The organism is Burkholderia savannae (assembly GCF_001524445.2).
GTDB lineage: Bacteria > Pseudomonadota > Gammaproteobacteria > Burkholderiales > Burkholderiaceae > Burkholderia > Burkholderia savannae.
In genome coordinates, this window is the sequence record NZ_CP013418.1 from 1,589,946 (window position 1) to 1,615,623 (window position 25,678).

A 25,678-nucleotide genomic window follows, 5' to 3' on the forward strand; every position below is an offset into this window, starting at 1 on the left:
ACGACGCCATGCACGCACGTGATCCGATCCTGTTGACGCCGGGCCCGCTGACGACGTCGCGCAAGACGCGCGACGCGATGCTGCGCGACTGGGGCTCGTGGGACGCCGCTTTCAACCAGCTGACGCTGAGCGTCTGCGCGGACCTCGTGCGGATCGCGGGCGGCGGCGACGCCTTCGTCTGCGTGCCGCTGCAGGGAAGCGGCACGTTCGCGGTCGAGGCGGCGCTCGGCTCGCTCGTGCCGCGCGACGGCCGCGTGCTCGTGCCGAACAACGGCGCGTACTGCGCGCGGATCGCGACGATCCTGAGCCGGCTCGGCATCGCGCACGTCGAGCTGCCGTTCGCCGAAGACGAACCGGCGAGCGCGCAGGCGATCGACGATGCGCTCGCGCGCGATCCGCGCATCACGCACGTCGCGCTCGTGCATCTGGAAACCAGCGCCGGGCTGCTCAATCCGCTCGACGGCATCGCGGCCGTCTGCCGCGCGCGCCGAAAGGCGCTGATCGTCGATGCGATGAGCTCGTTCGGCGCGCTGCCGATCGCGCTCGCCGACAGCGGCGTCGACGCGTTGATCTCGGCGAGCGGCAAGTGTCTCGAAGGCGTGCCCGGCATGGGCTTCGTGATCGTGCGGCGCGCGCTGCTCGAAGCGTCCGAAGGGCGCTCCGCGTCGGTCGCGCTCGATCTTCACGACCAATACGCATACATGCAGCGCACGTCGCAATGGCGCTTCACGCCGCCGACGCACGTGCTCGCCGCGCTGCGCACCGCGCTCGACCAGTTCTTCGACGAAGGCGGGCAGCCGGCGCGCGGCGCGCGCTATGCGAACAACTGCGCGACGCTGATCGACGGGATGCGCGCGCTCGGCTTCGAGCCGTTTCTCGATGCGCGCGCGCAGGCGAGCGTGATCGTCACGTTCCACGCGCCCGCCGATCCCGCGTATGCGTTCCCGGCGTTCTACGCGGCCGTGCGCGACGCCGGCTACGTGCTGTATCCGGGCAAGCTGACGACGGCCGACACGTTTCGCGTCGGCTGCATCGGCGCGATCGGCGCGGACGAGATGCGGGGGGCGGTGGCGGCGATCGGCGGCGCGCTGAAGTCGCTCGGGATTGCGATGCGGTGATGTGGAAGCGGTGATGCAGAGGTGGTAATCGGAGGTGGTAATTCGGAGGTGGTGATGCAGAGGTGGTAATCGGAGGTGGTGATGCGGACGCGGCAATACAGAGGCGGCGAAGTCGCCCCGGACGCGGCGGGGCAACGGACGGCACGTGTCGAGCGCGCCGGCGCATCGCGCAAACGCGACGGCGGCCGAGCGCGCGCGCCGTCGTCGATCCGGCCGCGAGCTGCCCACCGCGATCCGCCCCGACGCGGAAAAAACGGCGCGCGCGATCCAATCGGGCCGCGCGCGCGGTTCATTCGGCGCGCGCCGCTTACAGTTCGATCCGCTTGATGTCGCCGACGATGAAGATGTACGACAGCGCGCCGATCAGCGCGACGACGCCGATGAACGCGAGCGCGCCGACGAACGACCCGGTCGCCGCGACGATGAAGCCGACGACGAGCGGCGTGACGATGCCCGCGAGGTTCGCGGCGAGATTGAAGATGCCGCCCGTCGCGCCGAGAAGCCCTTCGGGCGCGATGTCGGACACGAGCGTCCAGCCGAGCGCGGCCATCCCCTGCGCGAAGAACGCGACCGACATGATCGCGATCACCGCCTCGTTGCTCTGCACGTAGTTCGCGAGCACGATCGTCGATGCGAGCAGCAGGCCCGCGATGATCGGCAGCTTGCGCGCGACGTTCGCCGACTTTCCGCGGCGCAGCAGCCAGTCGGAGAAGATCCCGCCGAACATCACGCCGACGGACGCGGCGATGAACGGCATCACCGCGAAGAAGCCGATCTTGAGCCAGCCCATGTGGCGCTCGGTCGCGAGATAGGTCGGGAACCACGTGAGAAAGAACACGAGCGTCGAGTTGCCGGCGAACTGGCCGAGGCAGATGCCCGCGAGCTGGCGCTTCTTCAGCAACCGGCCGGCGATGCGCCAGCTGAACTTCGCGCGCCGGCCGTCGCGCGACGATTGCACGAGGCCGCCGCCGCCCTCGATGTACGCGAGCTCGGCCGCGTTCGCGCGCGGATGGTCCTGCGGCTCGTGATAGAACTTCCACCAGACGAAGCCGAACACGATGCCGACGCCGCCCACGACCCAGAAGAGCGAGCGCCAGCCGAACGCGCCCATCAGCGCGAACAGCACGGGGCTCAGGAACGCGAGGCCGATGTATTCGCCGACGGTGTAGGTGCCCGTCGCCATCGCGCGCTCCTTCTGCGGGAACCAGGTCGCGACGACGCGGCTGTTGGTCGGAAAGCACGGCGCTTCGGAGAAGCCGAGCCCGAGCCGGCACGCGAGGAGCGGCGCGACGCCGTGAACGAAGCCTTGCAGCAGCGTGAACGCGGACCACAGCGTCATCGACCAGTAATAGGTGATCTTGCTGCCGAAGCGGTCGAGCAGCAGGCCGCCCGGCACCTGCGCGAGCACGTAGGTCCACGAGAACGCGGAGAACATCACGCCCATCGCCGCCGCGCCGATGCCGAGCTCTTTCGTCAGGCCGGGCGCCGCGACGCCGAGCACCGTGCGATCGAGATAATTGATCATCGTCCCGATCGCGAGCAGCGCGAGAATCCGGTAGCGCGCATTCGAGCGCGGCTGCGCGGCGCCCGGCGCGCGGGCGGTCGCGACGGCCGCGCTCGCCGCGGCGTCGGTGTTGATCGGCTGGGGCATCGATGTCTCCTGTTGTATCCGTCGTTCTGTCTGGTTGGGAAATTCAGCGCGCGACGAGCGCCTGGAAGTGCTCGAACATGCGCTCGGCGTCCGGCGCGCGGCCGGTGAAGATCTCGAACGCGTCGACCGCCTGGTACACCGCCATGCCGCCCCCCGGCAGCGTGCGGCAGCCGAGCGCGCGCGCCGTGCGGATCAGTTCGGTTTCGAGCGGGAAATAGACGATGTCCGCGACCCACAGGTCGGGGCGCAGCAACTCGGCCGGCAGCGGCAGGCCCGGATGCTTGAGCATGCCGGTCGGCGTCGCGTGAATGAGGCCGTTCGCGCTCGCGAGCGCTTCGGCGAGCGAGCCGCCCGCGCTCAGGCGCGCTTGCGGGAAGCGCGCCTGCAACTGATCGGCGAGCGCGCGTGCGCGCGCCGGGTCGACGTCGAAGAGCGCGAGCTCCGCCGCGCCCATCGTCAGCGCCGCATGCGCGACGGCCGCGCCCGCGCCGCCCGCGCCCAGCTGCGCGACGCGCGTGAGCGGCGCGCCCGGCAGCCCGCGCGCGAACGCCTTCGCGAAGCCCGACCAGTCGGTGTTGTGGCCGATCCGCCGGCCGCCGAGAAAGCGCACCGTGTTGACCGCGCCGAGCGCGGCCGCGTCCGGCGACAACTCGTCGAGCAGCTCGATCACGCGTTGCTTGCACGGATGCGTGATGTTCAGCCCGTCGAAGCCCATCCGCTCGGCCGCCGCGAGCAGCTCGGGCAGCGCGTCGGCCGTCAGCCGCAGCGCGTCCAGATCGATGCGCCGGTACACGTAGTTCAAGCCCTGGCGGCGGCCTTCCTCCTCGTGCATCGCGGGCGACAGCGAACCGCCGATCCCGGAGCCGATCAGGCCGATCAGAAACGAACGTCCGCTCATCGCGCGCCCTCCCGCCCGATCAGCGTCGCGATCCGCTGCAGCGCGAGCACGTAGCCTTCGGTGCCGCAGCCGCAGATCACGCCGTCGGCGACCGCCGACACGAACGAATGGTGGCGAAACGCCTCGCGCCGGTGGATGTTCGAGATGTGCACTTCGATGATCGGCTTGCCGAGCGCGGCGAGCGCGTCGGCGATCGCGACCGACGTGTGCGTGTACGCGGCCGGATTGATCACCACGCCCGCAACGCGCTCGCGCGCTTCGTGCAGCCAGTCGATCAGCTGATGCTCGGCGTTCGACTGGCGAAACTCGAGCGCGAGGCCGAGCGCGTGCGCGGCGTCCGCGCAGCGGCGCTCGACGTCCTGCAGCGTTTCCGAGCCGTAGATGTGCGGCTCGCGCTTGCCCAGCAGGTTCAGGTTCGGCCCGTTCAGGACCAGCACCTTCGGCTTGCTCATGTATGACACTCCGGTAAAAAACGGGTACGCATCCGTAGACGAACGCGCCTGCGTCGTCAAGATCCGGCGTCAGTGTGCGCTTGCGCTTGCGCAAAGTCTTTCCGGGTTTTCTATAATTTGTACCATCTAGTTAGTTCGTATACTCTGCGACTCGCGCCTTTCCGACCTTCGACGGCGCGCGGCCGGCAACGTGCCTCCTCCAGCGGCGCGGCGCAACCGGCCGCGCGCCGTCCCTCACCAGCGGGAAACTCACCATGCAGCGTTCGATCGCCACCGTGTCGCTGTCCGGCACGCTCGTCGAGAAGCTCAACGCGATCCGCGCGGCCGGCTTCGACGGCGTCGAGATCTTCGAGAACGACTTGCTGTACTTCGACGGCTCGCCCGCCGACGTGCGCCGCATCGCCGCCGATCTCGGCCTCGACATCGTGCTGTTCCAGCCGTTTCGCGACTTCGAGGGCGTGCCGCCCGAGCGCCTCGCGCGCAATCTCGAACGCGCGAAGCGAAAGTTCGAGCTGATGCACGAACTGGGCGCGGAGCGCATTCTCGTATGCAGCAACGTGTCGCCGGACGCGCTCGGCGACGACGCGCTGCTCGTCGCCCAGTTGGGCGCGCTCGCGCGCGCCGCGCAAGAGGCGGGCGTCGTCGTCGCGTACGAGGCGCTTGCGTGGGGTCGGATCGTGAAGACCTACGGCCACGCGTGGCGGCTCGTCGACGCGGTCGGCCATCCGAACCTCGGGCTCGCGCTCGACAGCTTCCACACGCTGTCGCTCGACGATTCGCCCGACGGCATCGCGCGCATTCCGGGCAGCCGGATCGCGTTCGTGCAGATCGCCGACGCGCCGAAGCTCGCGATGGACGTGCTCGAATGGAGCCGTCATTACCGGTCGTTTCCGGGCCAGGGCGACTTCGACCTCGCGGAATTCACCGCGCGCGTGATCGAATCGGGCTACGAAGGGCCGCTGTCGCTCGAAATCTTCAACGACGACCTGCGCGCCGCGCCGACCGCGCTGACGGCGGCCGACGGCTACCGGTCGCTGCTCTATCTCGAAGAAACGACGCGCGCGCGGCTCGCCCGCGAAGCAAGGCGGGCGCCGGCGGGGCAAGTGGGGCAGGCGGGACAAGCGGAACAAACGGGACACGCCGCACAAGCCGGGCAGGAAGCCGCGCGCGGCGCGGGCCCGCGCATCGCCCCGAGGCCGTCGCAGCCGCTCTTCGCGCCGCCGCCCGCGCCCACGCACGTCGGCTTCCAGTTCATCGAATTCGCGGTGGACGCGGCCGCCGCCGAGAACGTCGCCGGCTGGCTCGGCAAGCTGCGCTTCAGGCGCGCGGGCCGCCACCGGTCGAAGGACGTGACGCTCTATCAGCACGGCGCGGCGTCGATCGTGCTGAACGCCGAGCGCGACTCGTTCGCCGACGCGTTCTTTCAGGAGCACGGCCTGTCGCTGTGCGCGTCGGCGTTTCGCGTCGACGACGCGCGGCTCGCGTTCGAGCGCGCGGCGGGCTACGGCTACGCGCCGTTCTCGGGCCGCGTCGGCCCGAACGAGCGCGTGCTGCCAAGCGTGCGCGCGCCGGACGGCAGCCTCGAATATTTCGTCGACGAGGCGCCCGGCGCGCCGACGCTGTACGAATCGGACTTCGTGCTCACCGACATCGACGGGCCGAGCGAGGTCGGCCCGCTCGCCGGCATCGATCACGTGTGCCTCGCGCTGCCCGCAGACGCGCTCGACACGTGGGTGCTGTTCTTCAAGACCGCGTTCGGCTTCGAGGCCGAGCGCAACTGGCTCGTGCCCGATCCGTACGGGCTCGTGCGCAGCCGCGCGGTGCGCAGCCCGGACGGCTCGGTGCGGATCGCGCTGAACGCGTCGGTGGACCGGCATACGGCCGTCGTCCAGTCGCTCGAGCGCTATCGCGGCACGGGGCTCAATCACGTCGCGTTCCGCACCGACGACATCGTCGCGGCGATCGCCGAATTCGCGGCGGACGGCGTGCCGTTCCTGCGGATTCCACGCAATTACTACGACGATCTCGCCGCGCGCTACGCGCTGCCCGACGAGACGATCGATACGCTCAGCCGCCATCATCTGCTCTACGACCGCGACGAAGCGGGCGGCGAGTTCCTGCACGCGTACACCGAGCTCGTCGACAACCGCTTTTCGTTCGAGCTCGTCGAGCGGCGCGGTGGCTACGACGGGTACGGCGCGGCGAACGCGGCCGTGCGGCTCGCCGCGCAGGCGCAGCGGCGCAAGTGAGCGCGGCGCGGCAGCCGGCGCGGGCGGCGTTCAGGCCGGCGCGCGCATGGCCGGCGGGCGACGCGCACGGCTGTCGCGCGCCGAAAAGACGTGACGATTGGCCCGGCGGCGGCTCGCGACGTCACGCCATGCCGTGCGTCGCGGCCCGCGCGTCGCGCATCGCACATCGCACGCCGCACATCGCACGCCGCACGCCGCACGTAGCACGTAGCACGTAGCACGTAGCACATAGCACTTGGCACTTGGCACTTGGCACTTGGCACTCGACAATTAGCACGTCCCGCATCGCATTCGATCGCGGCGCGAAATGCCACTTCGCCCGCGTTCCGGCATGCGCCGAAGCGCGCCACACCGCCTTGTCGTACCGCCACGGCGAACGCGAGCCGGATCGCCCCGCCGTTCGCGTCCGGCGACGCCGTCGAGTGAATTCGAACGCACCATTGCGCCCGACCGGCCGCGTTTCGTGATCGCCTGGCGCGCACCGCGCGCGGAAAATCGCGGGAAAAAAGCGCGCTGTCCCGCGCTGTCCCGCGACGTCCCGCGACGCGCCGCGCGCCGCCGCGATCCGCCCGCCGACGCGCGCGCCGCCCCCTGCGCCGTCAATGCGGCAGCGCCGGAATCATCCAGCTCAGCACGTGCTGCTGGAGAAACACGAGCACGCCGAGCAGCAGCGTGAGGATCACGCTGTGCCAGAAAGTCCGCGCGAACACGACGCCTTCCTGCCCTTTCAGATCGGTCGTCGACACGCCGGTCGCGATGTTCTGCGGCGAGATCATCTTGCCCATCACGCCGCCCGACGAGTTCGTCGCGGCCATCAGCACCGGATCGAAGCCGAGCTGCTTCGCGGCGACGACCTGCAGGTTGCCGAAGAGTGCGTTGCCCGACGTGTCGCTGCCCGACAGGAACACCGCGATCCAGCCGAGCGTGGCCGACACGAGCGGGAACAGCGCGCCCGTCGACGCGACGCCCATCCCGAGCGTGTAGCTCATCCCCGAATAGTTGAGCAGGTACGCAAGCCCGACGATCATCATCACGGTGACGATCGCGATGCGCGTCTGCCGCCACGTCTGCGCGACGCAGCCGAAGAAGCTCGCGACGCCGGTGCGCGTCCACACGGCCGTGACGATCGCCGACAGCAGGATCGCGGTGCCGGTGCCGAGCGGCTGGAAATCCCAGATCGCCACGTACGGCTTGTGATAGAGCGTCATGTAGACCGCGTCGTGCAAGCCGGGCCACTTGATCTTCATGTCGCCGATCGCGGCGACGCCCGCGTGCACCCAGAAGATCACGATCACCGACACGACGAGCCACGGCAGCCAGCCGCCGTAGCCGACGCGCCCGTGCGCGGCGCCCGCGCCGACGGCCGCGTCGCCGCGCGGGATCGCGAACTGCGGATCGGGCCGCGGCTTCCAGATTTTCAGGAATCCGATCGTCACGATCAGCGACGTGAGCGACGACAGCACGTCGGTCAGCTGATAGCTGATGAAGTTCGACGTGACGAACTGCGCGAGCGCGAAGCTGCCGCCGGACACGAAAAGCGCCGGCCACAGCCGGCCGATCGAGCGCAGGCCGCCGTAGATCCCGACGACGTAGAACGGCAGCAGCAGCGCGAAGAACGGCAGCTGGCGGCCGACCATCGCGCCGAGCGTGTCCGGATGCAGCGACGTCACCGCGCCGAGCACGGTGATCGGCACGCCGAGCGCGCCGAACGCGACGGGCGCGGTGTTGAAGATCAGCGCGAAGGTGAGCGCCTCGATCGCCGGAAAGCCGAGCGCGATCAGGAGCGCGCTCGTGATCGCGACGGGCGTGCCGAAGCCGGAAATGCCTTCGAGCAGGCAGCCGAACGAGAACGCGACGACGAGCAGCACGAGGCGGCGATCGTCGGGCAGATGATCGAGCATCCATTGGCGGAACTGGTCGAAGCGGCCCGATTTCACCGCGATGTTGTACAGCAGCAGCGCGTTGAACACGATCCACATCACGGGGATCAGCGCGAGCGCCATGCCCGCGCCGACCGCGTCCAGCGCGAGCCCGACCGGCATCCCCCAGACGGCGACCGCGACGACGATGCCGGTCGCGAGGCCCGCGAGCGACGCCTGCCACGCCGGACGGCGGAACAGCCCGAGCATCGCGAGCGCGACCGCGATCGGCAGCACGGCGACGAGAAACGACAGCGCGAGCGAATGGGCGACGGGGGTCAGCGGCTGGGCGAACGCGATCCCCGCCGGCAGTGCGATTGAAGGGTTCATGTTGTCTCCTGTCTCCCCTCGGAACGGTTCCTGTCTCGGTCTTGTCGTCGGTCTTGTCGTCGATCTTGTTGTCGGTCTTGTTGTCGGTCTTGTCGTCGGTCTTGTCGTCGGCCTTGTCGTCGGCCTTGTCGTCGGCCTTGTCGTCGGCCTTGTCGTCGGCCTTGTCGTCGGCCTTGTCGTCGGCCTTGTCGTCGGCCTTGTCGTCGGCCTTGTCGTCGGCCTTGTCGTCGGCCTTGTCGTCGGCCTTGTCGTCGGCCTTGTCGTCGGCCTTGTCGTCGGCCTTGTCGTCGGCGGCGCTTCGCGCGCCGCGCGCGTGCGCTCGCATCCTTGCACGCGCGTCTTCGCCGGACGCGCGGCGATGGCGGCGGGCGGCGGAGCGCCCCGCCGCCGCGTCAGCCCGCCTGCAGGTGCCGCTTGAACGCGAGCCGGTAACGGTGCAGCAGCGGCTCGGTATAGCCGCTCGGCTGGTCGCGCCCCTCCAGCACGAGCGCGCGTGCGGCGCGCAACGCGTACGAATTCGCGCCGTCGGGCGCCATCGGGCGATAGTGCGCGTCGCCCGCGTTCTGCGCATCGACGACGCGCGCCATCCGCTCGAACACCGCATCGACGAACGCGCGCGTCACGACGCCGTGATGCAGCCAATTCGCGATGTGCTGGCTTGAGATGCGCAGCGTCGCGCGGTCTTCCATCAGGCCGACGTCGTGGATGTCGGGCACCTTCGAGCAGCCGACGCCCTGCTCGACCCAGCGCACGACGTAGCCGAGAATCCCCTGCGCGTTGTTCTCGACTTCGGCGCGGATCTCGTCCTCGCTCCACGCGGCGCGCTCGACGACGGGAATCGTCAACAGGCCGTCGAGCAGCGCGTCGCGCTCGCGCGCGTAGTCGATCGTTTCGAGTTCCTGCTGGACCGCCTGCACGTCGACCTCGTGATAATGCAGCGCGTGCAGCGTCGCCGCGGTCGGCGAGGGCACCCACGCGGTGTTCGCGCCCGCGCGCGGATGCGCGATCTTCTGCTCGAGCATCGCGCGCATCAGGTCCGGCATCGCCCACATGCCCTTGCCGATCTGCGCGCGGCCGCGCAGCCCGGCCGCGAGCCCGGCGAGCACGTTGTTGCGCTCGTACGCGGCGATCCACGCGGACGACTTCATGTCGCCCTTGCGGCACATCGGCCCGGCTTCCATCGCGCTGTGCATCTCGTCGCCCGTGCGGTCGAGAAAGCCCGTGTTGATGAACGCGACGCGCGCCGGCGCCGCCGCGATGCACGCGGACAGGTTCACGCTCGTGCGGCGCTCCTCGTCCATGATCCCCATCTTGATCGTGTCGCGCGGCAAGCCGAGCAGATCCTCGACGCGCGCGAACAGCGCGTCCGCGAACGCGACTTCCGCCGGCCCGTGCATCTTCGGCTTCACGATGTAGATCGAGCCCGTGCGCGAGTTGCGCTTCGACTGCAGATCGTGCATCGCGCAAAGCGTCGTCACGACGCCGTCGAGGACACCTTCCGGAATCTCGTTGCCGTCGCGCCCGAGCACCGCGTTCGTCGTCATCAGATGGCCGACGTTACGCACGAAGAGGAGCGAGCGGCCGTGCAGCGTCAGCGTCGAGCCGTCGGGCGCGCGGTACTCGCGGTCCGCGTTCAGGCGGCGCGTGAACGTGCGCCCGCCCTTGTCGACCGCCTCGGTCAGCGTGCCCTGAATCAGCCCGAGCCAGTTGCGGTAGAGCTGAACTTTGTCGTCCGCGTCGACGGCCGCGACCGAATCCTCGCAATCGATGATCGTGCTCACCGCCGCCTCGAGCACCACGTCGTTCACGTGCGCCGGATCGTTCCGGCCGATCGGCGCCGACGCGTCGATCCGGATCTCGATGTGCAGCCCGTGGTGCGTGAGCAGCACGACGCCCGGCGCGTCGGCCTCGCCCTGGTGGCCGGCGAACTGCCCGGGGCGCGCGAGCGTTTTCGTGCCGTCGCGGGTGTCGACGGCGAGCCTGCCGCCCTCGACGCGATAGCGGAGCGCGTCGCGATGCGAGCCGTGCAGGAGCGGCGCCGCGCGATCGAGGAAATCGCGCGCGTAGTCGATCACGCGCTGGCCGCGCACCGGGTTGTAGGGGCCCGCGCGCGTCGCGCCGCCGTCCTCGGGCAGCGCATCGGTGCCGTACAGCGCGTCGTATAGGCTGCCCCAGCGCGCGTTCGCCGCGTTCAGCGCGTAGCGCGCGTTCGACAGCGGCACGACGAGCTGCGGCCCCGCCTGCGACGCGATTTCGGCGTCGACGTTCGCCGTCGTCACCGCGACACGCTCGGGCGGCGGCACCAGATAGCCGATCCGCTCGAGGAACGCGCGGTAGGCGCGCGGATCGCGCACCGGTCCAGGGTGCGCGCGGTGCCAGCCGTCGAGCTCGCGCTGCAGCCGGTCGCGCTCGGCGAGCAGCGCGCGGTTGCGCGGCGCGAGGTCGTGCACGAGCGCGGCGAAGCCCCGCCAGAACGCGCTCGCGTCGACGCCCGTGCCGGGCAGCGCCTCCTGCTCGATGAACCGGGCAAGACCTTCGTCGACCTGGAGTCCGTGTAGCTCGATCATGCTGCTTTCTCCGTCGGTTACGTCGCTCGCCGCCGTGCTCGTGCGGCGATACTGCTTGCGTTTGCGCTCGCGCCTGCGTTCGCGATCCGCACGTTTCGATCGGGCCTTACGCCCGATACAGAGGCGAGCGCGGCCACGACTTGCCCGCGGCCTGCCCGTGGCCTGCCCGCGAATTGCCCGCGGCCTGCCCGCCAACGATCGCCGGCGCACCGCCTTCGGGCGTCGCCGCGAGCGGCGTGGCCGGGAACGCGGCGCGTCCGGCGGCGGGCGCTGGCCGCGCGGCTGGAATCGCCGCGCGGCAGGCTGCGCCGAAGATGTGCGCAATCGCTGCACGCAGCGGGAGCAGCGCGGGCGGCGTGAGCGGAACCGGTAGCGGCCGGCGTCGATCACGCCTGCATAGAGCTTAGTCCCCCGGTGGCCATACGGAAGTCAGTGCTTCTTCGAGTACGACGGATGCCGAGTGCGACGGATGCGCCGCCCGCGACGCGGCGTCGACGCGCGCGAGCCCGGGCGCACGGCCGCCGTCGCCTGCGACCGCAATCGTCGCGGGCCGGGCGCTGCGTTTCGCTTCGGCCCGTGTCACATCGCCGCGGGCCGCTTCGGCACGAGCGGCTTCGAGGCTTCGACATGAGGGCCAATGCCGGCGATGCCGAGTCCGGATTGGGTCGGTACGTCGGGCATGCGTCGGGCATGCTTTTGATCGGAGGCAAGCACGAAATCGACTTGCCCGGCCTTGTCGCGTACGCGCACGGCCAATGCGCCGGAACGCGTGCGCTACGCGACTTCCGGGCAACCCGAAGGTGCGGCGACGCAACATCGCAAAAACGCCCGCGCGCGTTGCATTCAGACTGTTCCGACCACACTGCCACCCTTGTCCAGCAAGGCTGTTACATGCGGTAAATCTTCCGTTCGGCCGAACGCGGCCGCTTTAAGAATCGTTTAAGACTCGGCCGGCACCATCCGTCACCAGTATCGTTTCAGGAGGTTCCCGATGAGCGCCGTCGACACGTCCGCCGCGGTTCGCCCGGCCGCCCCCTCGGCCAAACCGAAAACCATGCTGCGCCGCCTGCTCAGCCATCACGAGATCGCGACGCTGCTGATCCTGCTGCACGCGCCGATCGGCGCGAACGCGAAGCCGGAACTGCCAGCATTGCAGGAAGCCGGCCTCGTCGAAATGGTCCGCACCGACATGGATGCGGCGCCGTCCTTTCGTCTGACGGAAAACGGCAGCGCCGTGCTGAAGGGCCTCGGCTACCGATAATCGTCCGATCGATTCGGCGACGGCCGGCCGATGCCGGTCGCGCCCGCCGACGCTTCGTCTTCGTCATGGCCGGCCCGATGGGCCGGTTCGTTTTTTTGGCGAACGCAATTGAGGCGTGCGGTTGGGCTGTGGAGTCTTTTGTCCGACTTTTGGCTTCTTCGCTTCTTCGCTTCTTCGCTTCTTCGCTTCTTCGCTTCTTCGCTTCTTCGCTTCTTCGCTTCAAGCCTTCAAGCCTTCAAGCCTTCAAGCCTTCGAGGCTTTCCACTTCGGCTCCGGCTCCGGCGTTGGCGTTGGCGTTGGCGTTGGCTTCGGCTTCGGCTTCGGCTTCGGCTTCGGCTTCGGCTTCGGCTTCGGCTTCGGCTTCGGCTTCGGCTTCCAGGATTATCGGTTTCGCGAGGCTTCGAACGCTCGGCATCCGGGCCGGCTTGCCGTCGATCTCGCGATACGCCCGGCCGACCGGCGCTTCGATCAAGCCGCGCGCGTTCTCCGAACCCCGCCGCCCGCTCGCCCGCCCAGCCGCGACGCGCGATCGCCCGCGCGCCGCCGCCCGAGCAAGTCCCGAGCAAGTCCCGAGCGAACCCCGAGCAAGCCCCGATCTCAGCCCCCCCGCCCCTCCTGCAACATCAGCCGATATTCGGTCGGCGTCACGCCGACCGTCGCCTTGAACTGCCGCGTGAATGCGCTGTGATCGGTATAGCCGCACAGCGCGGCGACGTCCGTCACCTTGTCGTGCGTGACGAGGAGCGCGGTCGCCGCGTCGAGCCGCGCCTTCAGCAGCATCTGCCGCGGCGTCAGATGAAACACCTTGTGGAAATAGCGCTCGAGCTGCGCGACCGACATCCCCGCCATCCCGGCGAGATGCTTCAGGTTCAGCGGCTGCACATAGTGCGCGTGGATGTAGCGGACGACGTCCGCGATGCGGCTGTACGCCGGGTGCGAGCTCTCGTGCGCGCGCAGGTCGCGCGACAGCCCCGCGATCCCGACGATCCTCCCCTGCGCGTTGCGCAGCGGCTCCTTGCACGTCAGGCACCAGCCGGGCTGGCGGCCCGAGTACAGATGCAGCTCGAGCTGATCGGTCAGTTGCCGGCCGCCCGCGATGATCGCCAGATCCTGCTCGACATAGCTGCGGCCGAAGCGGCGCGGAAAGACTTCGTCCGCGGCCTTGCCGTACAGGCCGCGCTTGTCCTTGTAGCCGCAGCGCTGCGCGAGCGTGCGGTTCACGAGCGCGTAGCGCGCATGCACGTCCTTCACGAAGAACGCGACGTCGGGCAGCGCGTCGAACACCGGCTCCAGCTGCGCGAAATGCGCGAGCATCGCGGCGAAGCCGTCGTCGTCCGGGGGGGCGGGCTGAGCGGCGGAAGCGGAGACGGAAGCAGAAGCGGAAGCGGCCGACATCGCCCCGGCCGAGGCGGACGCGGCCGTCGTGGGCGCGGCCGATGCGGCGGACGCGGCGGACAGCTTCTCGGGCGGTACGGCAAGCAAAGTCATCATACGGATCTCGCGCGTCGAAACACGGATGGCGTCGATTATAGGAGCGCGTCGTCGGGCGCGACGAGCAGCGTGTCGATTCGCGCGGGCGAAAACGGCGGGCGCGGCGGGCTCGGCGGCGCGTCGTCCCAGCCGAAATACGCGTGCGCGGCCGCGCCGCAGACGCGCCCCTGGCACGCGCCCATCCCGCAGCGCGTTTGCAGCTTCGCGTCGCGCGCCGACGCGTGCGCGCGCACCGCGCCGATCGTCACGTCCTCGCAGCGGCACAGCAGCGTGTCGTCGGGCGGCAGCGCGCGCGCCGCGTCGCGCAGCGCGAACGTCTCGGCCACCCGCGACGCGAAGCGCCGCCACGTCGCACGCGCGCGCAGCAACGCGGCAACGCGCGCGCGGCCGTCCGGCGCCGCGTCCGCGCCAGCCGCCGCGAGCCCGGCCAGCTCGCCTTCGATCCGCGCGAGCTCGACGCCGCCGACGCCCGTGCATTCGCCCGCCGCGTACACGTGTTCGACCGACGTGCGCTGCGCATCGTCGATCGCGATCGCGCGGTCGCGCACCGCGCAGCCGAGCGCCAGCGCGAGCGTCACGTTCGGCACGAGGCCGAAGCCGCACGCGAGGCGATCGCATTCGAGCATCGCGCGCGCGCCGCCCCGCTCGATCGTGACCGCACGCACGCGCGCGTCGCCGTGCGCTTCGCGCACGACCGCGCCCGTCAGATAACGCGTGCCGGCAAAGCCGCGCGTGAGCCGCGCCGCCTGCGCGAGCTTCGACGGCGTCGCCGCGAGCGACAGCGCGAAACGCGCGAGCGCGTCGAGCGGCGCCTGCTCGACGACCGCGACGACGCGCGCGCCCGCCGCGCGCGCGGTCGCGAGCGACGCGATCAGAAGCGGCCCGCTGCCCGCGATCACGACGCGCTCGCCGCGCACCGGCAGGCCGCCCTTGATCAGCGCCTGCAGCCCGCCCGCGCCCGTCACGCCGGGCAGCGTCCAGCCGGCAAACGGCAGCAGCAGCTCGCGCGCGCCGCAGCACAGGATCAGCTTCCGGTAACCGAGCGAAAGCGCCCGCTCCGCGTCCTCGACGAGCAGCGCGCCGGGCCGCGGCGCGGCGACGACGCGCGTCGCCGCCAGGTGGCGCACGCTCGGCTGCCGCAGCACGTCGAAGCTCGCGCGCGCCGGCGCGCTCGGCGCGGCGCCCGGCCCCTGCCGCCAGACCTGTCCGCCCGCGCGCGGGTTGTCGTCGACGATCGCGACCGTGCGGCCGCTCCGCGCGGCCGCGCGCGCGGCCGCGAGGCCCGCCGGCCCCGCGCCGACGATCGCGACGTCGACCATCAGATGCTCGTTCGTCATCGCGTGCGCTCCACCTGCATGCCTTCGCGGCAGAGCGTCTGGCATGCGAGCCTGCGCCGTCCGTCGATCGTCACCCTGCACTCCTGGCAAATGCCCATCCCGCAAAACGGCGCGCGCGCGGCGCCCGTGCACGACGTGCGCGCCGTGTCGTCGCCGCTGCGTGCGAGCGCGGCCGCGACGGTCGTGCCGTCGGCCACGTCGAGCGGACGGCGATCCAGATAAATGATCATTGAAGCTCTCCGGCCACGGCCGATTTCGACGTCGACAAGAAACGCCCCGGCAGATACGGCTCGACGTCGATCGCCGCGCGCTCGCCGAACATCCGCGCGGCGAGCACGCGCGCGCTGCCGGGCGCGGTCGTCACGCCGAGCCCCTCGTGCCCGACCGCGAGCCACAGCCCGCGCTGCGACGGATGCTCGCCGACAAGCGGCAGGCCGTCCGGGCTCGCGCAGCGAAAGCCCGTCCACGCGCGAATGCCGTTCAGGCCGGCGAGCGCGGGCAGATAGCCGACCGCGCGACGCAGCATCCGCGCGAGCACGGGCGCCTCGACGCGCGGGTCCTCGGTGTCGAACTGCCGCGACGAGCCGATCAGCAACTGCCCGGTCGGCCGCGGCTGCACGTTGAACGCGACCGACGTGCCGTCGCTCGCATGCGCGCTCGCCGCGTAGCCGAGCTCGACGAGCTGGTGCGACACCTGCGCCGGATAGCGGTCGGTGATCAGCAGATGGCCCTTCTTCGGCCGCAGCGGCAGCTCCGGCAGGAGCGCGCGCGCCGCGACGCCGTTCGCGACGACGACGGCCTCCGCGCGCAGCGTGTCGCCGCCGTCGAGCGCGACGCTCGCGCCCTCGACGGCGACGGCCTTCGCGCGCCGCTGCGTGACGCCCGGCAGCCGGCCGAGCAGCCAGCTCGCGGCGACGGGCGCGTACAGGATGCCGTCGCCCGGAATCCTCAGCGCGCCGCCCAGGCCCGCGCGCAGCATCGGCTCGAGCGCGGCGAGCGCCGCGCGATCGATCAGCTCGCCCGCGACGCCGCGCTCGGCGAGCGCCGCTTGCTTCGCGCGCGCGAGGTCCATCTCGTGCGCGTCGGCGGCGAGCCACAGCGTGCCGCAGTTGCGATACGCGCAGCCGTCGGGCATCGCGTCGCGCAGCGCGTTCCACAGCTCGATCGAATAGTGGGTGAGCGCAAGCTCGGCCGCGTTGTCGTCCATCGCGACCAAGTGGCCCATGCCCGCGCCCGTCGCGCCGCCGCTGCCGTCGTCGACGACCACGACGCGCAGCCCGCGCCGCGCGAACTCGTGCGCGCACGCGGCGCCGACGATGCCCGCGCCGATCACGACGACGTCGGTCCGCGATTCGCTCACGACACGATGCCCCAGCCGAACGGATCGTCGTCCTCGATCATGAGCGTCGCCTCGGCGCTCAAGTGCGCGCTGCCGCGAATCGTCGGCACGATGCCGCCTTCGGCGGGTTCGTAACTCGCCGAGAACACGCTGCCGATCACGCTCGCCTGGCGCCACGTCGCGCCGGGCGCGAGCTTGCCGTCCGCAGCAAGGCACGCGAGCTTCGCGCTCGTGCCGGTGCCGCACGGCGAGCGGTCGTACGCGTGGCCCGGGCACAGCACGAAGCTGCGGCTGTCGTGCTCGGGATCGTCGGCGAACAGCTCGATGTGATCGATCGGCGCGCCGTCGCGGCCCGTCACGCCCGCGCGCTCCAGCCCCTCGCGCACCGCCGACGCGTACGCGCTCAGCGCCGCGACGTTCTCGCCCGCGACGCGCTGGCCGTGATCGCTCGCGAGAAAGAACCAGTTGCCGCCCCACGCGACGTCGCCCGTCACCGCGCCGTGCCCCGGCACGTCGACGACGACACCCTTCGCGTGCCGGTACGCGAGCACGTTGCGCACGCTGACGGACAGATCGCCGTGCAGCGTCGCCTCGACGTCGCCCACCGGCGTCTCGATCCGGTGCACGCCGGGCGCGATGCGGCCCATGTGATGCAACGTGCGCACGAGCCCGATCGTGCCGTGCCCGCACATGCCGAGGTAGCCCGCGTTGTTGAAGAAGATCACGCCCGCGGCCGCGTCGGCCGAGACGGGCTCGCACAGCAGCGCGCCGACGAGCACGTCGCTGCCGCGCGGCTCGAGGATGCACGCTGTGCGGAAACGGTCGTGCTCGCGCGCGAGCACCGCGAGGCGCTCGGCCATCGACGCGCCGCCGAGCGCCGGAAAGCCGGACACGACGACGCGCGTGGGTTCGCCGCCCGTATGCGAATCGATGATGTGGATGTGCTTCATGTCGCGTCGATCGAAGGTGGAAATGCGCACAGCTTCCCTTGTCGCGCATCGCGCCGCTTGTGCGTTTTCGATGATGCGCGCGACGAAATCGGCACAGCCCGGCGGGCGCGCCGGCGATCGCGCCCCGATTGTGCCGATTTCATCTTTTCACGGTTGGAAAAGGCTCAAGCCTCGCGGCTTTTCGGCGGCGATACTGGTTCACGCACCGACGACGCCCGTCGGCCCCCATTCGAACGTAGGAGATATTCAGTGAGCCGTAACGCCATTCAATGGAGCGGGGTCTTCCCTGCCGTCAGCACCCAGTTCAAGCCGGACTTCTCTCTCGACGTCGACGCGACGCACCGCGTCGTGAAGAACCTGGTGAACGACGGCGTGTCGGGCCTCGTCGTCTGCGGCACGGTCGGCGAGAACACGTCGTTGTCCACGTCGGAAAAGCTCCAGGTGATCGAGGCCGCGCGCGACGCGGCGGGCGGCAAGGTGCCGGTGATCGCCGGCATCGCCGAGTTCACGACCGAGTTCGCGCGCAACACGGTGCGCGAGGCGCAGCGCGTCGGCGTCGACGGCGTGATGGTGATGCCCGCGCTCGTCTATTCGGCCAAGCCGCACGAGACGGCCGCGCACTTTCGCGCGGTCGCGAAGGGCACCGACCTGCCGGTGATGGTCTACAACAATCCGCCGATCTACAAGAACGACGTGACGCCCGACGTGCTGATCGCGCTGCAGGACTGCGAGAACATCGTCTGCTTCAAGGATTCGTCGGGCGACACGCGCCGCTTCATCGACCTGCGCAACGCCGTCGGCGAGCGCTTCGTGCTGTTCGCGGGGCTCGACGACGTGGTGGTCGAGAGCATCGCCGTGGGCGCCGAAGGCTGGGTGTCGGGCATGTCGAACGCGTTCCCGAAGGAAGGCGAGACGCTGTTCCGCCTCGCGAAGCAGAAGCGCTTCGACGAAGCGCTCGCGCTGTACCGCTGGTTCATGCCGCTGTTGCACCTCGACGCACGGCCGGACCTCGTGCAGTGCATCAAGCTGTGCGAAGAGCTGGTCGGCCGAGGCAGCGCGCTCACGCGTGCGCCGCGCCTCCCGCTGCAAGGCGACGCGCTCGCGCAGGTGAAGGCGATCGTCGTGAAGGCGCTCGAAACGCGTCCGACGCTGCCGGACGTCGGCCTCTGATCGACGCGCGCGCGTCGCACGCCCGCGGCGGCCGGCGCGGGACGCGTCGGTGCGCGGTCGCGGTCGCGCCGCCGCGCGCCCTCCGCCGTTCGCGCGGCGCGGCGCGCAGCCCGCGCGCCGGCTTTCCGTTACGCGCTGCGGCCGCACCGCGCGCGAAACCGCGACGGTACGGCGCCCGCGCGATCCGGCACGCCGCAGCCGTGCCGGACGACCGAACCGGCACAAACGACGCAAACGACCCGGTCGACGCGAACGGCATCGCCGCGCGGGCCGCCCCGCTCACCGCAACGGCACCCTCAGTCGTAGTCGTAGTCGTAGTCGCAACCGCAACCGCAACCGCAACCGCAGTCGCAGTCGCAGTCGCAGTCGCAGTCGCAGTCGCAACCGCAACCGCAACCGCAGCCGCAGCCGCAGCTGCAACTGCAAGTAACTGCAACCGCAGCAACGACCGCGGCCGCCGCCGCACACGAGCCGCCACGCCCCGGCCGCCGCTCGAAGCAAGCCCATCAAAAATCAAGGAGACAAGCCCATGCCCGCTCAAGGCAACGCCCAACGATCCGTGCCGCTCGCACGGCCCGCCGCTCCCGATGCCGGCCACGGCAAGTTCAAGAAACAGTTGTCGCTCACCGACCTGACGTTCATCGGCCTCGGCGCGATCTTCGGCTCGGGGTGGCTGTTCGCCGCGAGCCACGTGTCGACGATCGCGGGCCCGGCCGGCATCCTCTCGTGGCTGCTCGGCGGCTTCGCGGTGCTGCTGCTCGGCATCGTCTACTGCGAGCTCGGCGCCGCGCTGCCGCGCGCGGGCGGCGTCGTCCGCTATCCGGTGTTCTCGCACGGCCCGCTGCTCGGCTATCTGATGGGCGCGATCACGCTGATCGCGTTCTCGAGCCTGATCGCGATCGAAGTCGTGGCCGCGCGGCAGTATGCGGCCGCGTGGTTTCCGGGCCTGACGGCCGCGGGCTCGGGCGAGCCGACGACGCTCGGCTGGCTCGTGCAGGTGGGCCTCCTCTGTTTCTTCTTCTACCTGAACTATTCGAGCGTGAAGACGTTCGCGAAGGCGAACAACGTGATCAGCGTGTTCAAGTTCGTCGTGCCGCTGTCGGTGATCGGCGTGCTGTTCGCGTTCTTCAAGCCCGCGAACCTGACGATCCACGGTTTCGCGCCGTTCGGCATGCCCGGCATCGAGATGGCCGTGTCGGCGGGCGGCATCATCTTCGCGTATCTCGGCCTCACGCCGATCGTGTCGGTCGCGAGCGAGGTGCGCAATCCGCAGCGCACGATCCCGATCGCGCTGATCCTGTCGATCGTGCTGTCGACGCTGATCTACGTGCTGCTGCAGCTCGCGTTTCTGGGCAGCATCCCGACCGCGATGCTCGCGCTCGGCTGGCACGACGTGAGCCGCGCGTTCTCGCTGCCGTATCGCGACATCGCGCTCGCGCTGGGCGTCGGCTGGCTCGCGTACATGGTCGTGGCCGACGCGATGATCTCGCCCTCCGGCTGCGGCAACATCTACATGAACGCGACGCCGCGCGTCGTCTACGGCTGGGCGAAGACGGGCACCTTCTTCAAGGTGTTCACGCGCGTCGACGAGGCCTCCGGCATTCCGCGCGCCGGGCTGTGGCTCACGTTCGCGCTCGCGATCTTCTGGACGCTGCCGTTCCCGTCGTGGGAGGCGCTCATCAACACCGTGTCGGCCGCGCTCGTGCTGAGCTACGCGGTCGCGCCCGTGTCGGTCGCCGCGCTGCGCCGCACCGCGCCCGAGCTGCCGCGGCCGTTCCGCGCGAGCGCGTTCGCGATCACCGGGCCCGCGTCGTTCGTGATCGCCGCGCTGATCGTCTACTGGTCGGGCTGGAGCACCGTGTCCTGGCTGCTCGGGCTGCAGATCGCGATGTTCGTCATCTATCTCGCGTGCCGCCGCTGGGTGCCGACCGCGCACCTGAGCCTCGCCGAGCAGGTTCGCTCGTCGCTGTGGCTGATCGCGTTCTACGCGCTGATGATCGTCGCGTCGTATTTCGGCGGCTTCGGCGGCACCGGGCAGCTCGCGCATCCGTACGACACCGTCGTCGTCGCCGCCGCCGCGCTCGTCATCTATTACTGGGGCGCGCATACCGGCGTGCCGGCCGCGAAGCTGCAGCTCGACGACGACGAGAACTGACGCGCGGCCCCGGCCGCATCCGCTTTTTCATCGGCCGGGCAGGCAACGCCCGGCCTGCACTTTTTCGAGGAGAACCATGCGACTCACAGGCCAGCTTTTGATCGGTCAATCCGAGGCGTTCGGGCAGAACGGCTCGTTTCTCGCGATCGACGCCGCGAGCGGCGCGCCGCTCGAACCCGCGTTCGGCGGCGCGAGCCTGCGCGATCTGGAAACCGCGTGCGCGCTCGCGGACGATGCGTTCGACGCGTATCGCGAGACCCCGCTCGACGCGCGCGCCGCGTTTCTCGACGCGATCGGCCGCCACATCGGCGCGCTCGGCGACGCGCTGATCGAGCGCTGCGTCGCCGAATCGGGATTGCCGCGCGCGCGCATCGAGGGCGAGCGCGCGCGCACCATCGGCCAGCTCGGGCTGTTCGCCGCGCTCGTGCGCGACGGCGGTTTTCTCGATGCGCGCATCGACCCCGCGCGCCCGGACCGCTTGCCGCTGCCGCGCGTCGACCTGCGGCTGCGCAACGTCGCAATCGGGCCCGTCGCCGTGTTCGGCGCGTCGAACTTTCCGCTCGCGTTCTCGGTCGCGGGCGGCGACACCGCATCCGCGCTCGCGGCCGGGTGCCCGGTGATCGTCAAGGCGCATTCCGCGCATCCGGGCACGTCCGAGCTCGTCGGCCGCGCGATCCAGGCGGCCGCGCGCGAGTGCGCGCTGCCGGCCGGCGTGTTCTCGCTGCTGTTCGACGCGTCGCGCGAGATCGGCCAGGCGCTCGTCGCCGATCCGCGCGTCAAGGCGGTCGGCTTCACCGGCTCGCGGCGCGGCGGCGTCGCGCTGATGCACATCGCGGCCGCGCGGCACGAGCCGATTCCGGTCTACGCGGAGATGAGCTCGATCAATCCGGTGCTGCTGCTGCCCGATGCGCTCGCCGCGCGACACGATGCGATCGCGCGGCAGTTCGTCGCGTCGCTCACGCTCGGCGCGGGGCAGTTCTGCACGAATCCGGGGCTGATCCTCGCGCTCGACGGCCCGGCGCTGCGCGCGTTCGAGGCCGCGGCCGCGGCCGCCGTCGACGCGGCCGCGCCCGCGACGATGCTCACGCCGCACATCCATGCGAGCTATGGCGAAGGCGTCGCGCGGCTCTCGTCGCACGACGCGGTCGAGCGGCTCGGCGAAGGCCCCGCGGGCGATCGCCATCAGGCGCGCGCCGCGCTGTTCGCGACGACGGCGCACGCGTTCATGACGCACGCCGAGCTGCGCGACGAAGTGTTCGGCCCCGCGTCGCTGATCGTGCGTTGCGCGGACGTCGACACGCTGCATCGGGTGCTGAAGTCGCTCGAAGGCCAGTTGACGATCGCCGCGCATCTCGCCGACGGCGACGCGCCGCTGTTCGCGAAGCTGCTGCCGACGCTCGAGCGCCGCGCCGGCCGCATCCTCGTGAACGGCTTCGGCACGGGCGTCGAGGTCGGCCATGCGATGGTGCACGGCGGGCCGTTCCCGGCGACGTCGGACACGCGCACGACGTCGGTCGGCGCGCGCGCGATCGAGCGCTTCCTGCGGCCGGTGTCGTACCAGGACGTGCCCGCCGCGCTGCTGCCCGACGCGCTGCGCGACGACAATCCGCTGCGCATCGCGCGGCGCATCGACGGCGTGATCGCGCAGCGGGAGCCGCGCGATGACTGATCCTCGGCGCCTCGCGCAAGACGTCGTGCTGTCGCTCGACGAAGTGCACGCGCTCGCGCGGCGCGTGCTCGCGCGCCACGGGCTGTCCGACGCGCACGCCCGCGCGATCGCGAACGTCGTCACGCAGGGCCAGCGCGACGAATGCCATTCGCACGGCGTCTACCGGCTGCTCGTCTGCGTGCGCTCGCTGCGCCACGGCAAGGTCGATCCGCAGGCGGTGCCGACGCTGCGCCGGCTTTCGTCGTCGATCGTGTCCGTCGACGCGCATCGCGGCTTCTCGCTGCTCGCGTTCGAGACCGGCCTGCCCGTGCTCGTCGAGATGGCGCGGCGGCACGGCATCGCCGCGATGGCGATCAACCGCTGCTACCACTTCTCCGCGCTGTGGCCCGAAGTGGAGGCGATCGCCGCGCACGGCCTCGCCGGCATCGCGATGAACCCGAGCCACAGCTGGGTCGCGCCGGAAGGCGGCGCGAAGCCGGTGTTCGGCACGAACCCGCTCGCGTTCGCGTGGCCGCGCCCGGGCGGCCTGCCGTTCGTGTTCGATTTCGCGACGAGCGCGATCGCGCGCGGCGACATCGAGCTGCACGCGAAAGAAGGCAAGCCGATTCCGCCGCACTGGGCGATCGACGCGAACGGCGCGCCGACCACCGATCCGCGAGCCGCGCTGCAAGGCGCGATGCGCACGTTCGGCGGGCACAAGGGCTCGGCGCTCGCGGCGATGATCGAGCTGCTCGGCGGCGCGCTGATCGGCGACATGACGAGCGCCGAATCGATGGCGTTCGACGAGGGCGTCGGCGCGACGCCGTGCCATGGCGAGCTCGTGATCGCGCTCGATCCGAAGGTGTTTCTCGGCGACGATCTCGAAGCCGGCCTCGCGCGCGGCGAGCGGATGCTCGACGCGATCGTCGCGCAGGGCGCGCGGCTGCCGTCGCAGCGGCGCTTCGACGCCCGCGCGCGCAGCGTCGCGAACGGCGTGCGGATTTCCGCCCGGCTCCACGACGAGATCCTCGCGCTGCTCGATTGACCTATCGGCGGCGAAGCCGAACGCCGCCCGCATGCGCGGCCGCGCAAGCGGGCGGCGCGCCCCCACGCATCGTTGCCCGCCCGTCGGCAATTGACGATTTCCACGATGCCGGCCGCGCCGTCGGGCATTCGTCAGTCCTGTAGAATCGCCGGCACTGCGTCACGTTCGTCTCCGCGCGGCCCCTACCGGCCGCCGCGCGGTTCGTGTCCCGTGCGCCAACCCGCGCGTTGCACCGTCAGTCCGACGACGAGGCCCGCCGCCCGGCTCGGTTTGCCGCGCGGTACACAACCATTCGAACCAAGATCGCCCCGACCATGCCCGCATCCGAACTGAGCGCCGCGCCGAGCGCCGCGCCGCGCGCCCTCACGCGCCGCGACTACAAGACCCTGAGCCTCGCCGCGTTGGGCGGCGCGCTGGAGTTCTACGATTTCATCATCTTCGTGTTCTTCGCGCCCGCGATCGGCCAGTTGTTCTTTCCGCACGACATCCCCGACTGGCTGCGCCAGTTGCAGACGTTCGGCATCTTCGCGGCCGGCTATCTCGCGCGGCCGCTCGGCGGCATCGTGATGGCGCACTTCGGCGACCTCGTCGGCCGCAAGCGGATGTTCACGCTGAGCGTGCTGCTGATGTCGGTGCCGACGCTGCTGATGGGCCTGCTGCCGACTTACGACAGCGTCGGCCTGCTCGCGCCGATCGCGCTGCTGCTGTTCCGCGTGCTGCAAGGCGCGGCGGTCGGCGGCGAAGTGCCGGGCGCATGGGTGTTCGTGTCCGAGCACGTGCCGCCGCAGCGCATCGGCTACGCGTGCGGCACGCTCACGTCGGGCCTCACGGTCGGCATCCTGCTCGGCTCGCTCGTCGCGACGGCGGTCAACAGCCGCTTCTCGGCGGCCGAAGTCGGCGCGTTCGCGTGGCGCATTCCGTTCCTGCTCGGCGGCGTGTTCGGCCTTTTCTCCGTCTATCTGCGCCGCTGGCTGCACGAGACGCCCGTGTTCGCCGAGATGAAGGCGCGCAAGACGCTCGCGGCCGAGATCCCGCTGAAGGCGGTGATCCGCGACCACGGCCGCGCGGTGATCGTGTCGATGCTGCTCACGTGGATGCTGTCGGCCGCGATCGTCGTCGTGATCCTGATGACGCCGACGCTGTTGCAAAAGCAGTTCCACGTCGCGCCCGCGACCGCGCTGTTCGCGACCAGCGTCGCGACGCTGTGCCTGACGGCCGGCTGCATCACCGCCGGCACGCTCGCGGACCGCTTCGGCGCGAAGGCGGTGCTGTCGATCGGCGGCATCGCGATCGCGGCGTGCTTCTACGCGATGTTCTCGCAGCTCGCCGTCGACGCGACGCGCCTCGTGCCGCTCTACGCGCTCGCGGGCTTCGCCGTCGGCACGATCGGCGCGGTGCCGACCGTGATGGTCAAGAGCTTTCCGGCCGTCGTGCGCTTCTCGGGCATCTCGTTCTCGTACAACGTCGCGTACGCGGTGTTCGGCGGGCTTACGCCGGTGATCGTGTCGTTGATGATGAAATCGAATCCGCTCGCGCCGGCGCTTTATGTCGCGGCGGTCTGCGCGCTCGGCGCGGTCGCGGTGATGTTCGCGAAGGACGCCGAGTAACGCATGAACGCGTGCGGGCGGCGAAGGGCCGCACGCACGCACGCTTGCCGGACTGCGCGATTCGCTGTCGCGCCGGCGGGCGGACCGGCCGGCGCCGTCGAATCCGGCGAATCCGTCGCATCGATGGCGCCGCGACGCCTCGCGCCTCGCACCCTCCGACCCCGCTTCTTCGGTTCTGCTTCTTCGGTTCTGCTTCTTCGGTTCTGCTTCTTCGGTTCTGCTTCTTCGGTTCTGCTTCTTCGGTTCTGCTTCTTCGGTTCTGCTTCTTCGGTTCTGCTTCTTCGGTTCTGCTTCTTCGGTTCTGCTTCTTCGGTTCTGCTTCTTCGGTTCTGCTTCTTCGGTTCTGCTTCTTCGGTTCCCGCCTTTCAGTTTCCGCGCCGCCCGGCCTGCGCTCCGCCGCCGCTCGACGTTCGCCGCTCGCGCCGCCGCACGCAGCGAATCGCCGCAATCCTCCGCGCGTGCGCGCGAACGCCGCCGCACGCGCCCGGCTC

The 25,678-nt window shown here is 70.5% G+C and carries 20 protein-coding genes and 2 pseudogenes; 10 read left to right on the forward strand and 12 right to left on the reverse strand.

Features of this window, described 5'->3' with window-relative positions; translation table 11 throughout:
* The first annotated feature begins 8 nt into the window (after positions 1-8).
* Positions 9-1,118, forward strand: a complete 1,110-nt coding sequence (locus WS78_RS28210; RefSeq protein ID WP_038754946.1) for a 2-aminoethylphosphonate--pyruvate transaminase — start codon at positions 9-11, stop codon at positions 1,116-1,118.
* Positions 1,119-1,425: 307 nt separating this feature from the next.
* Here the strand turns inward: WS78_RS28210 and WS78_RS28215 are convergent, their stop codons facing one another.
* The 3 genes from WS78_RS28215 to aroQ are packed head-to-tail and all read right to left on the reverse strand — an operon-like array spanning position 1,426 to position 4,119.
* Positions 1,426-2,769 (reverse strand): MFS transporter, encoded by a 1,344-nt coding sequence (locus WS78_RS28215; RefSeq protein WP_059579933.1) that lies wholly within the window; start codon positions 2,767-2,769, stop codon positions 1,426-1,428.
* 43 nt (positions 2,770-2,812) lie between these two features.
* Positions 2,813-3,667, reverse strand: coding sequence for a shikimate dehydrogenase (locus tag WS78_RS28220; protein ID WP_038754941.1), 855 nt, complete (start codon positions 3,665-3,667; stop codon positions 2,813-2,815).
* Positions 3,664-4,119: a type II 3-dehydroquinate dehydratase gene (aroQ, locus tag WS78_RS28225; protein ID WP_038754938.1), complete on the reverse strand. Its 456-nt coding sequence runs from the start codon at positions 4,117-4,119 to the stop codon at positions 3,664-3,666. Before aroQ ends, WS78_RS28220 begins: the two co-directional genes overlap by 4 nt.
* Before the next feature lie 254 nt (positions 4,120-4,373).
* On the opposite strand from aroQ, the pseudogene WS78_RS38410 reads away from it, so the two are divergent.
* Both WS78_RS38410 and WS78_RS38415 read left to right on the forward strand, forming a co-directional pair.
* Positions 4,374-5,210, forward strand: a pseudogene (locus tag WS78_RS38410) (sugar phosphate isomerase/epimerase family protein); the annotation flags it as partial.
* A gap of 90 nt (positions 5,211-5,300) precedes the next feature.
* Positions 5,301-6,368: pseudogene (locus WS78_RS38415) on the forward strand (4-hydroxyphenylpyruvate dioxygenase family protein); the annotation flags it as partial.
* A gap of 599 nt (positions 6,369-6,967) precedes the next feature.
* Here WS78_RS38415 and WS78_RS28245 read toward each other — a convergent pair.
* On the reverse strand, positions 6,968-8,617 hold the full coding sequence (locus WS78_RS28245; protein ID WP_038754932.1) for an L-lactate permease: 1,650 nt from the start codon (positions 8,615-8,617) through the stop codon (positions 6,968-6,970).
* Here WS78_RS28245 and WS78_RS36455 point away from each other — a divergent pair.
* Complete coding sequence (locus WS78_RS36455) at positions 8,616-9,035, forward strand: hypothetical protein (protein ID WP_156437424.1); 420 nt, start codon at positions 8,616-8,618, stop codon at positions 9,033-9,035. The genes WS78_RS28245 and WS78_RS36455 overlap by 2 nt on opposite strands.
* Here the strand turns inward: WS78_RS36455 and WS78_RS28255 are convergent.
* Positions 9,010-11,184 (reverse strand): malate synthase G, encoded by a 2,175-nt coding sequence (locus WS78_RS28255; protein ID WP_059579941.1) that lies wholly within the window; start codon positions 11,182-11,184, stop codon positions 9,010-9,012. The genes WS78_RS36455 and WS78_RS28255 overlap by 26 nt on opposite strands.
* A gap of 963 nt (positions 11,185-12,147) precedes the next feature.
* A complete protein-coding gene (locus WS78_RS38300; protein WP_317135477.1) occupies positions 12,148-12,240 on the reverse strand; it encodes a malate synthase in 93 nt (30 codons plus the stop codon).
* Between WS78_RS38300 and WS78_RS28260 the strand changes: the two genes are divergently transcribed.
* Positions 12,239-12,445, forward strand: a complete 207-nt coding sequence (locus WS78_RS28260) for a hypothetical protein (protein ID WP_317135476.1) — start codon at positions 12,239-12,241, stop codon at positions 12,443-12,445. The two genes, WS78_RS38300 and WS78_RS28260, sit on opposite strands and share 2 nt — an antisense overlap.
* 235 nt (positions 12,446-12,680) lie before the next feature.
* On the opposite strand, the gene WS78_RS37295 is transcribed toward WS78_RS28260, so the two are convergent.
* The 6 genes from WS78_RS37295 to WS78_RS28290 form a co-directional block, all read right to left on the reverse strand.
* A complete protein-coding gene (locus WS78_RS37295; protein WP_197419399.1) occupies positions 12,681-12,917 on the reverse strand; it encodes a hypothetical protein in 237 nt (78 codons plus the stop codon).
* A gap of 125 nt (positions 12,918-13,042) precedes the next feature.
* Positions 13,043-13,936: an AraC family transcriptional regulator gene (locus WS78_RS28270; RefSeq protein ID WP_059579946.1), complete on the reverse strand. Its 894-nt coding sequence runs from the start codon at positions 13,934-13,936 to the stop codon at positions 13,043-13,045.
* Between the two features lie 35 nt (positions 13,937-13,971).
* Positions 13,972-15,273 (reverse strand): NAD(P)/FAD-dependent oxidoreductase, encoded by a 1,302-nt coding sequence (locus tag WS78_RS28275; RefSeq protein ID WP_059579951.1) that lies wholly within the window; start codon positions 15,271-15,273, stop codon positions 13,972-13,974.
* Positions 15,270-15,503: a (2Fe-2S)-binding protein gene (locus WS78_RS28280; RefSeq protein ID WP_038750928.1), complete on the reverse strand. Its 234-nt coding sequence runs from the start codon at positions 15,501-15,503 to the stop codon at positions 15,270-15,272. The genes WS78_RS28275 and WS78_RS28280 overlap by 4 nt, the downstream gene beginning before the upstream one ends.
* A complete protein-coding gene (locus WS78_RS28285; protein WP_038750927.1) occupies positions 15,500-16,633 on the reverse strand; it encodes an NAD(P)/FAD-dependent oxidoreductase in 1,134 nt (377 codons plus the stop codon). Before WS78_RS28285 ends, WS78_RS28280 begins: the two co-directional genes overlap by 4 nt.
* The gene (locus WS78_RS28290) at positions 16,630-17,562 is read right to left on the reverse strand and encodes a 4-hydroxyproline epimerase (protein ID WP_038750926.1); all 933 of its coding nucleotides are present in this window, start codon (positions 17,560-17,562) and stop codon (positions 16,630-16,632) included. The genes WS78_RS28285 and WS78_RS28290 overlap by 4 nt, the downstream gene beginning before the upstream one ends.
* Before the next feature lie 249 nt (positions 17,563-17,811).
* On the opposite strand from WS78_RS28290, the gene WS78_RS28295 reads away from it, so the two are divergent.
* From WS78_RS28295 to WS78_RS28315, 5 genes are all read left to right on the forward strand, one after another.
* Positions 17,812-18,732 (forward strand): dihydrodipicolinate synthase family protein, encoded by a 921-nt coding sequence (locus tag WS78_RS28295; RefSeq protein WP_059579956.1) that lies wholly within the window; start codon positions 17,812-17,814, stop codon positions 18,730-18,732.
* A 529-nt stretch (positions 18,733-19,261) separates the two neighbouring features.
* Entirely contained in the window at positions 19,262-20,887 is a 1,626-nt protein-coding gene (locus WS78_RS28300; RefSeq protein ID WP_038750924.1) for an APC family permease, read from the forward strand.
* Between the two features lie 76 nt (positions 20,888-20,963).
* Positions 20,964-22,556 (forward strand): aldehyde dehydrogenase (NADP(+)), encoded by a 1,593-nt coding sequence (locus WS78_RS28305; RefSeq protein WP_059579960.1) that lies wholly within the window; start codon positions 20,964-20,966, stop codon positions 22,554-22,556.
* A complete protein-coding gene (locus WS78_RS28310) occupies positions 22,549-23,580 on the forward strand; it encodes an Ldh family oxidoreductase (RefSeq protein ID WP_059579964.1) in 1,032 nt (343 codons plus the stop codon). Before WS78_RS28305 ends, WS78_RS28310 begins: the two co-directional genes overlap by 8 nt.
* 314 nt (positions 23,581-23,894) lie before the next feature.
* Positions 23,895-25,187 carry an MFS transporter gene (locus WS78_RS28315; protein ID WP_038750921.1) on the forward strand — a complete coding sequence of 431 codons (1,293 nt, stop codon included), beginning with the start codon at positions 23,895-23,897 and terminating at the stop codon, positions 25,185-25,187.
* Positions 25,188-25,678: the final 491 nt, after the last annotated feature.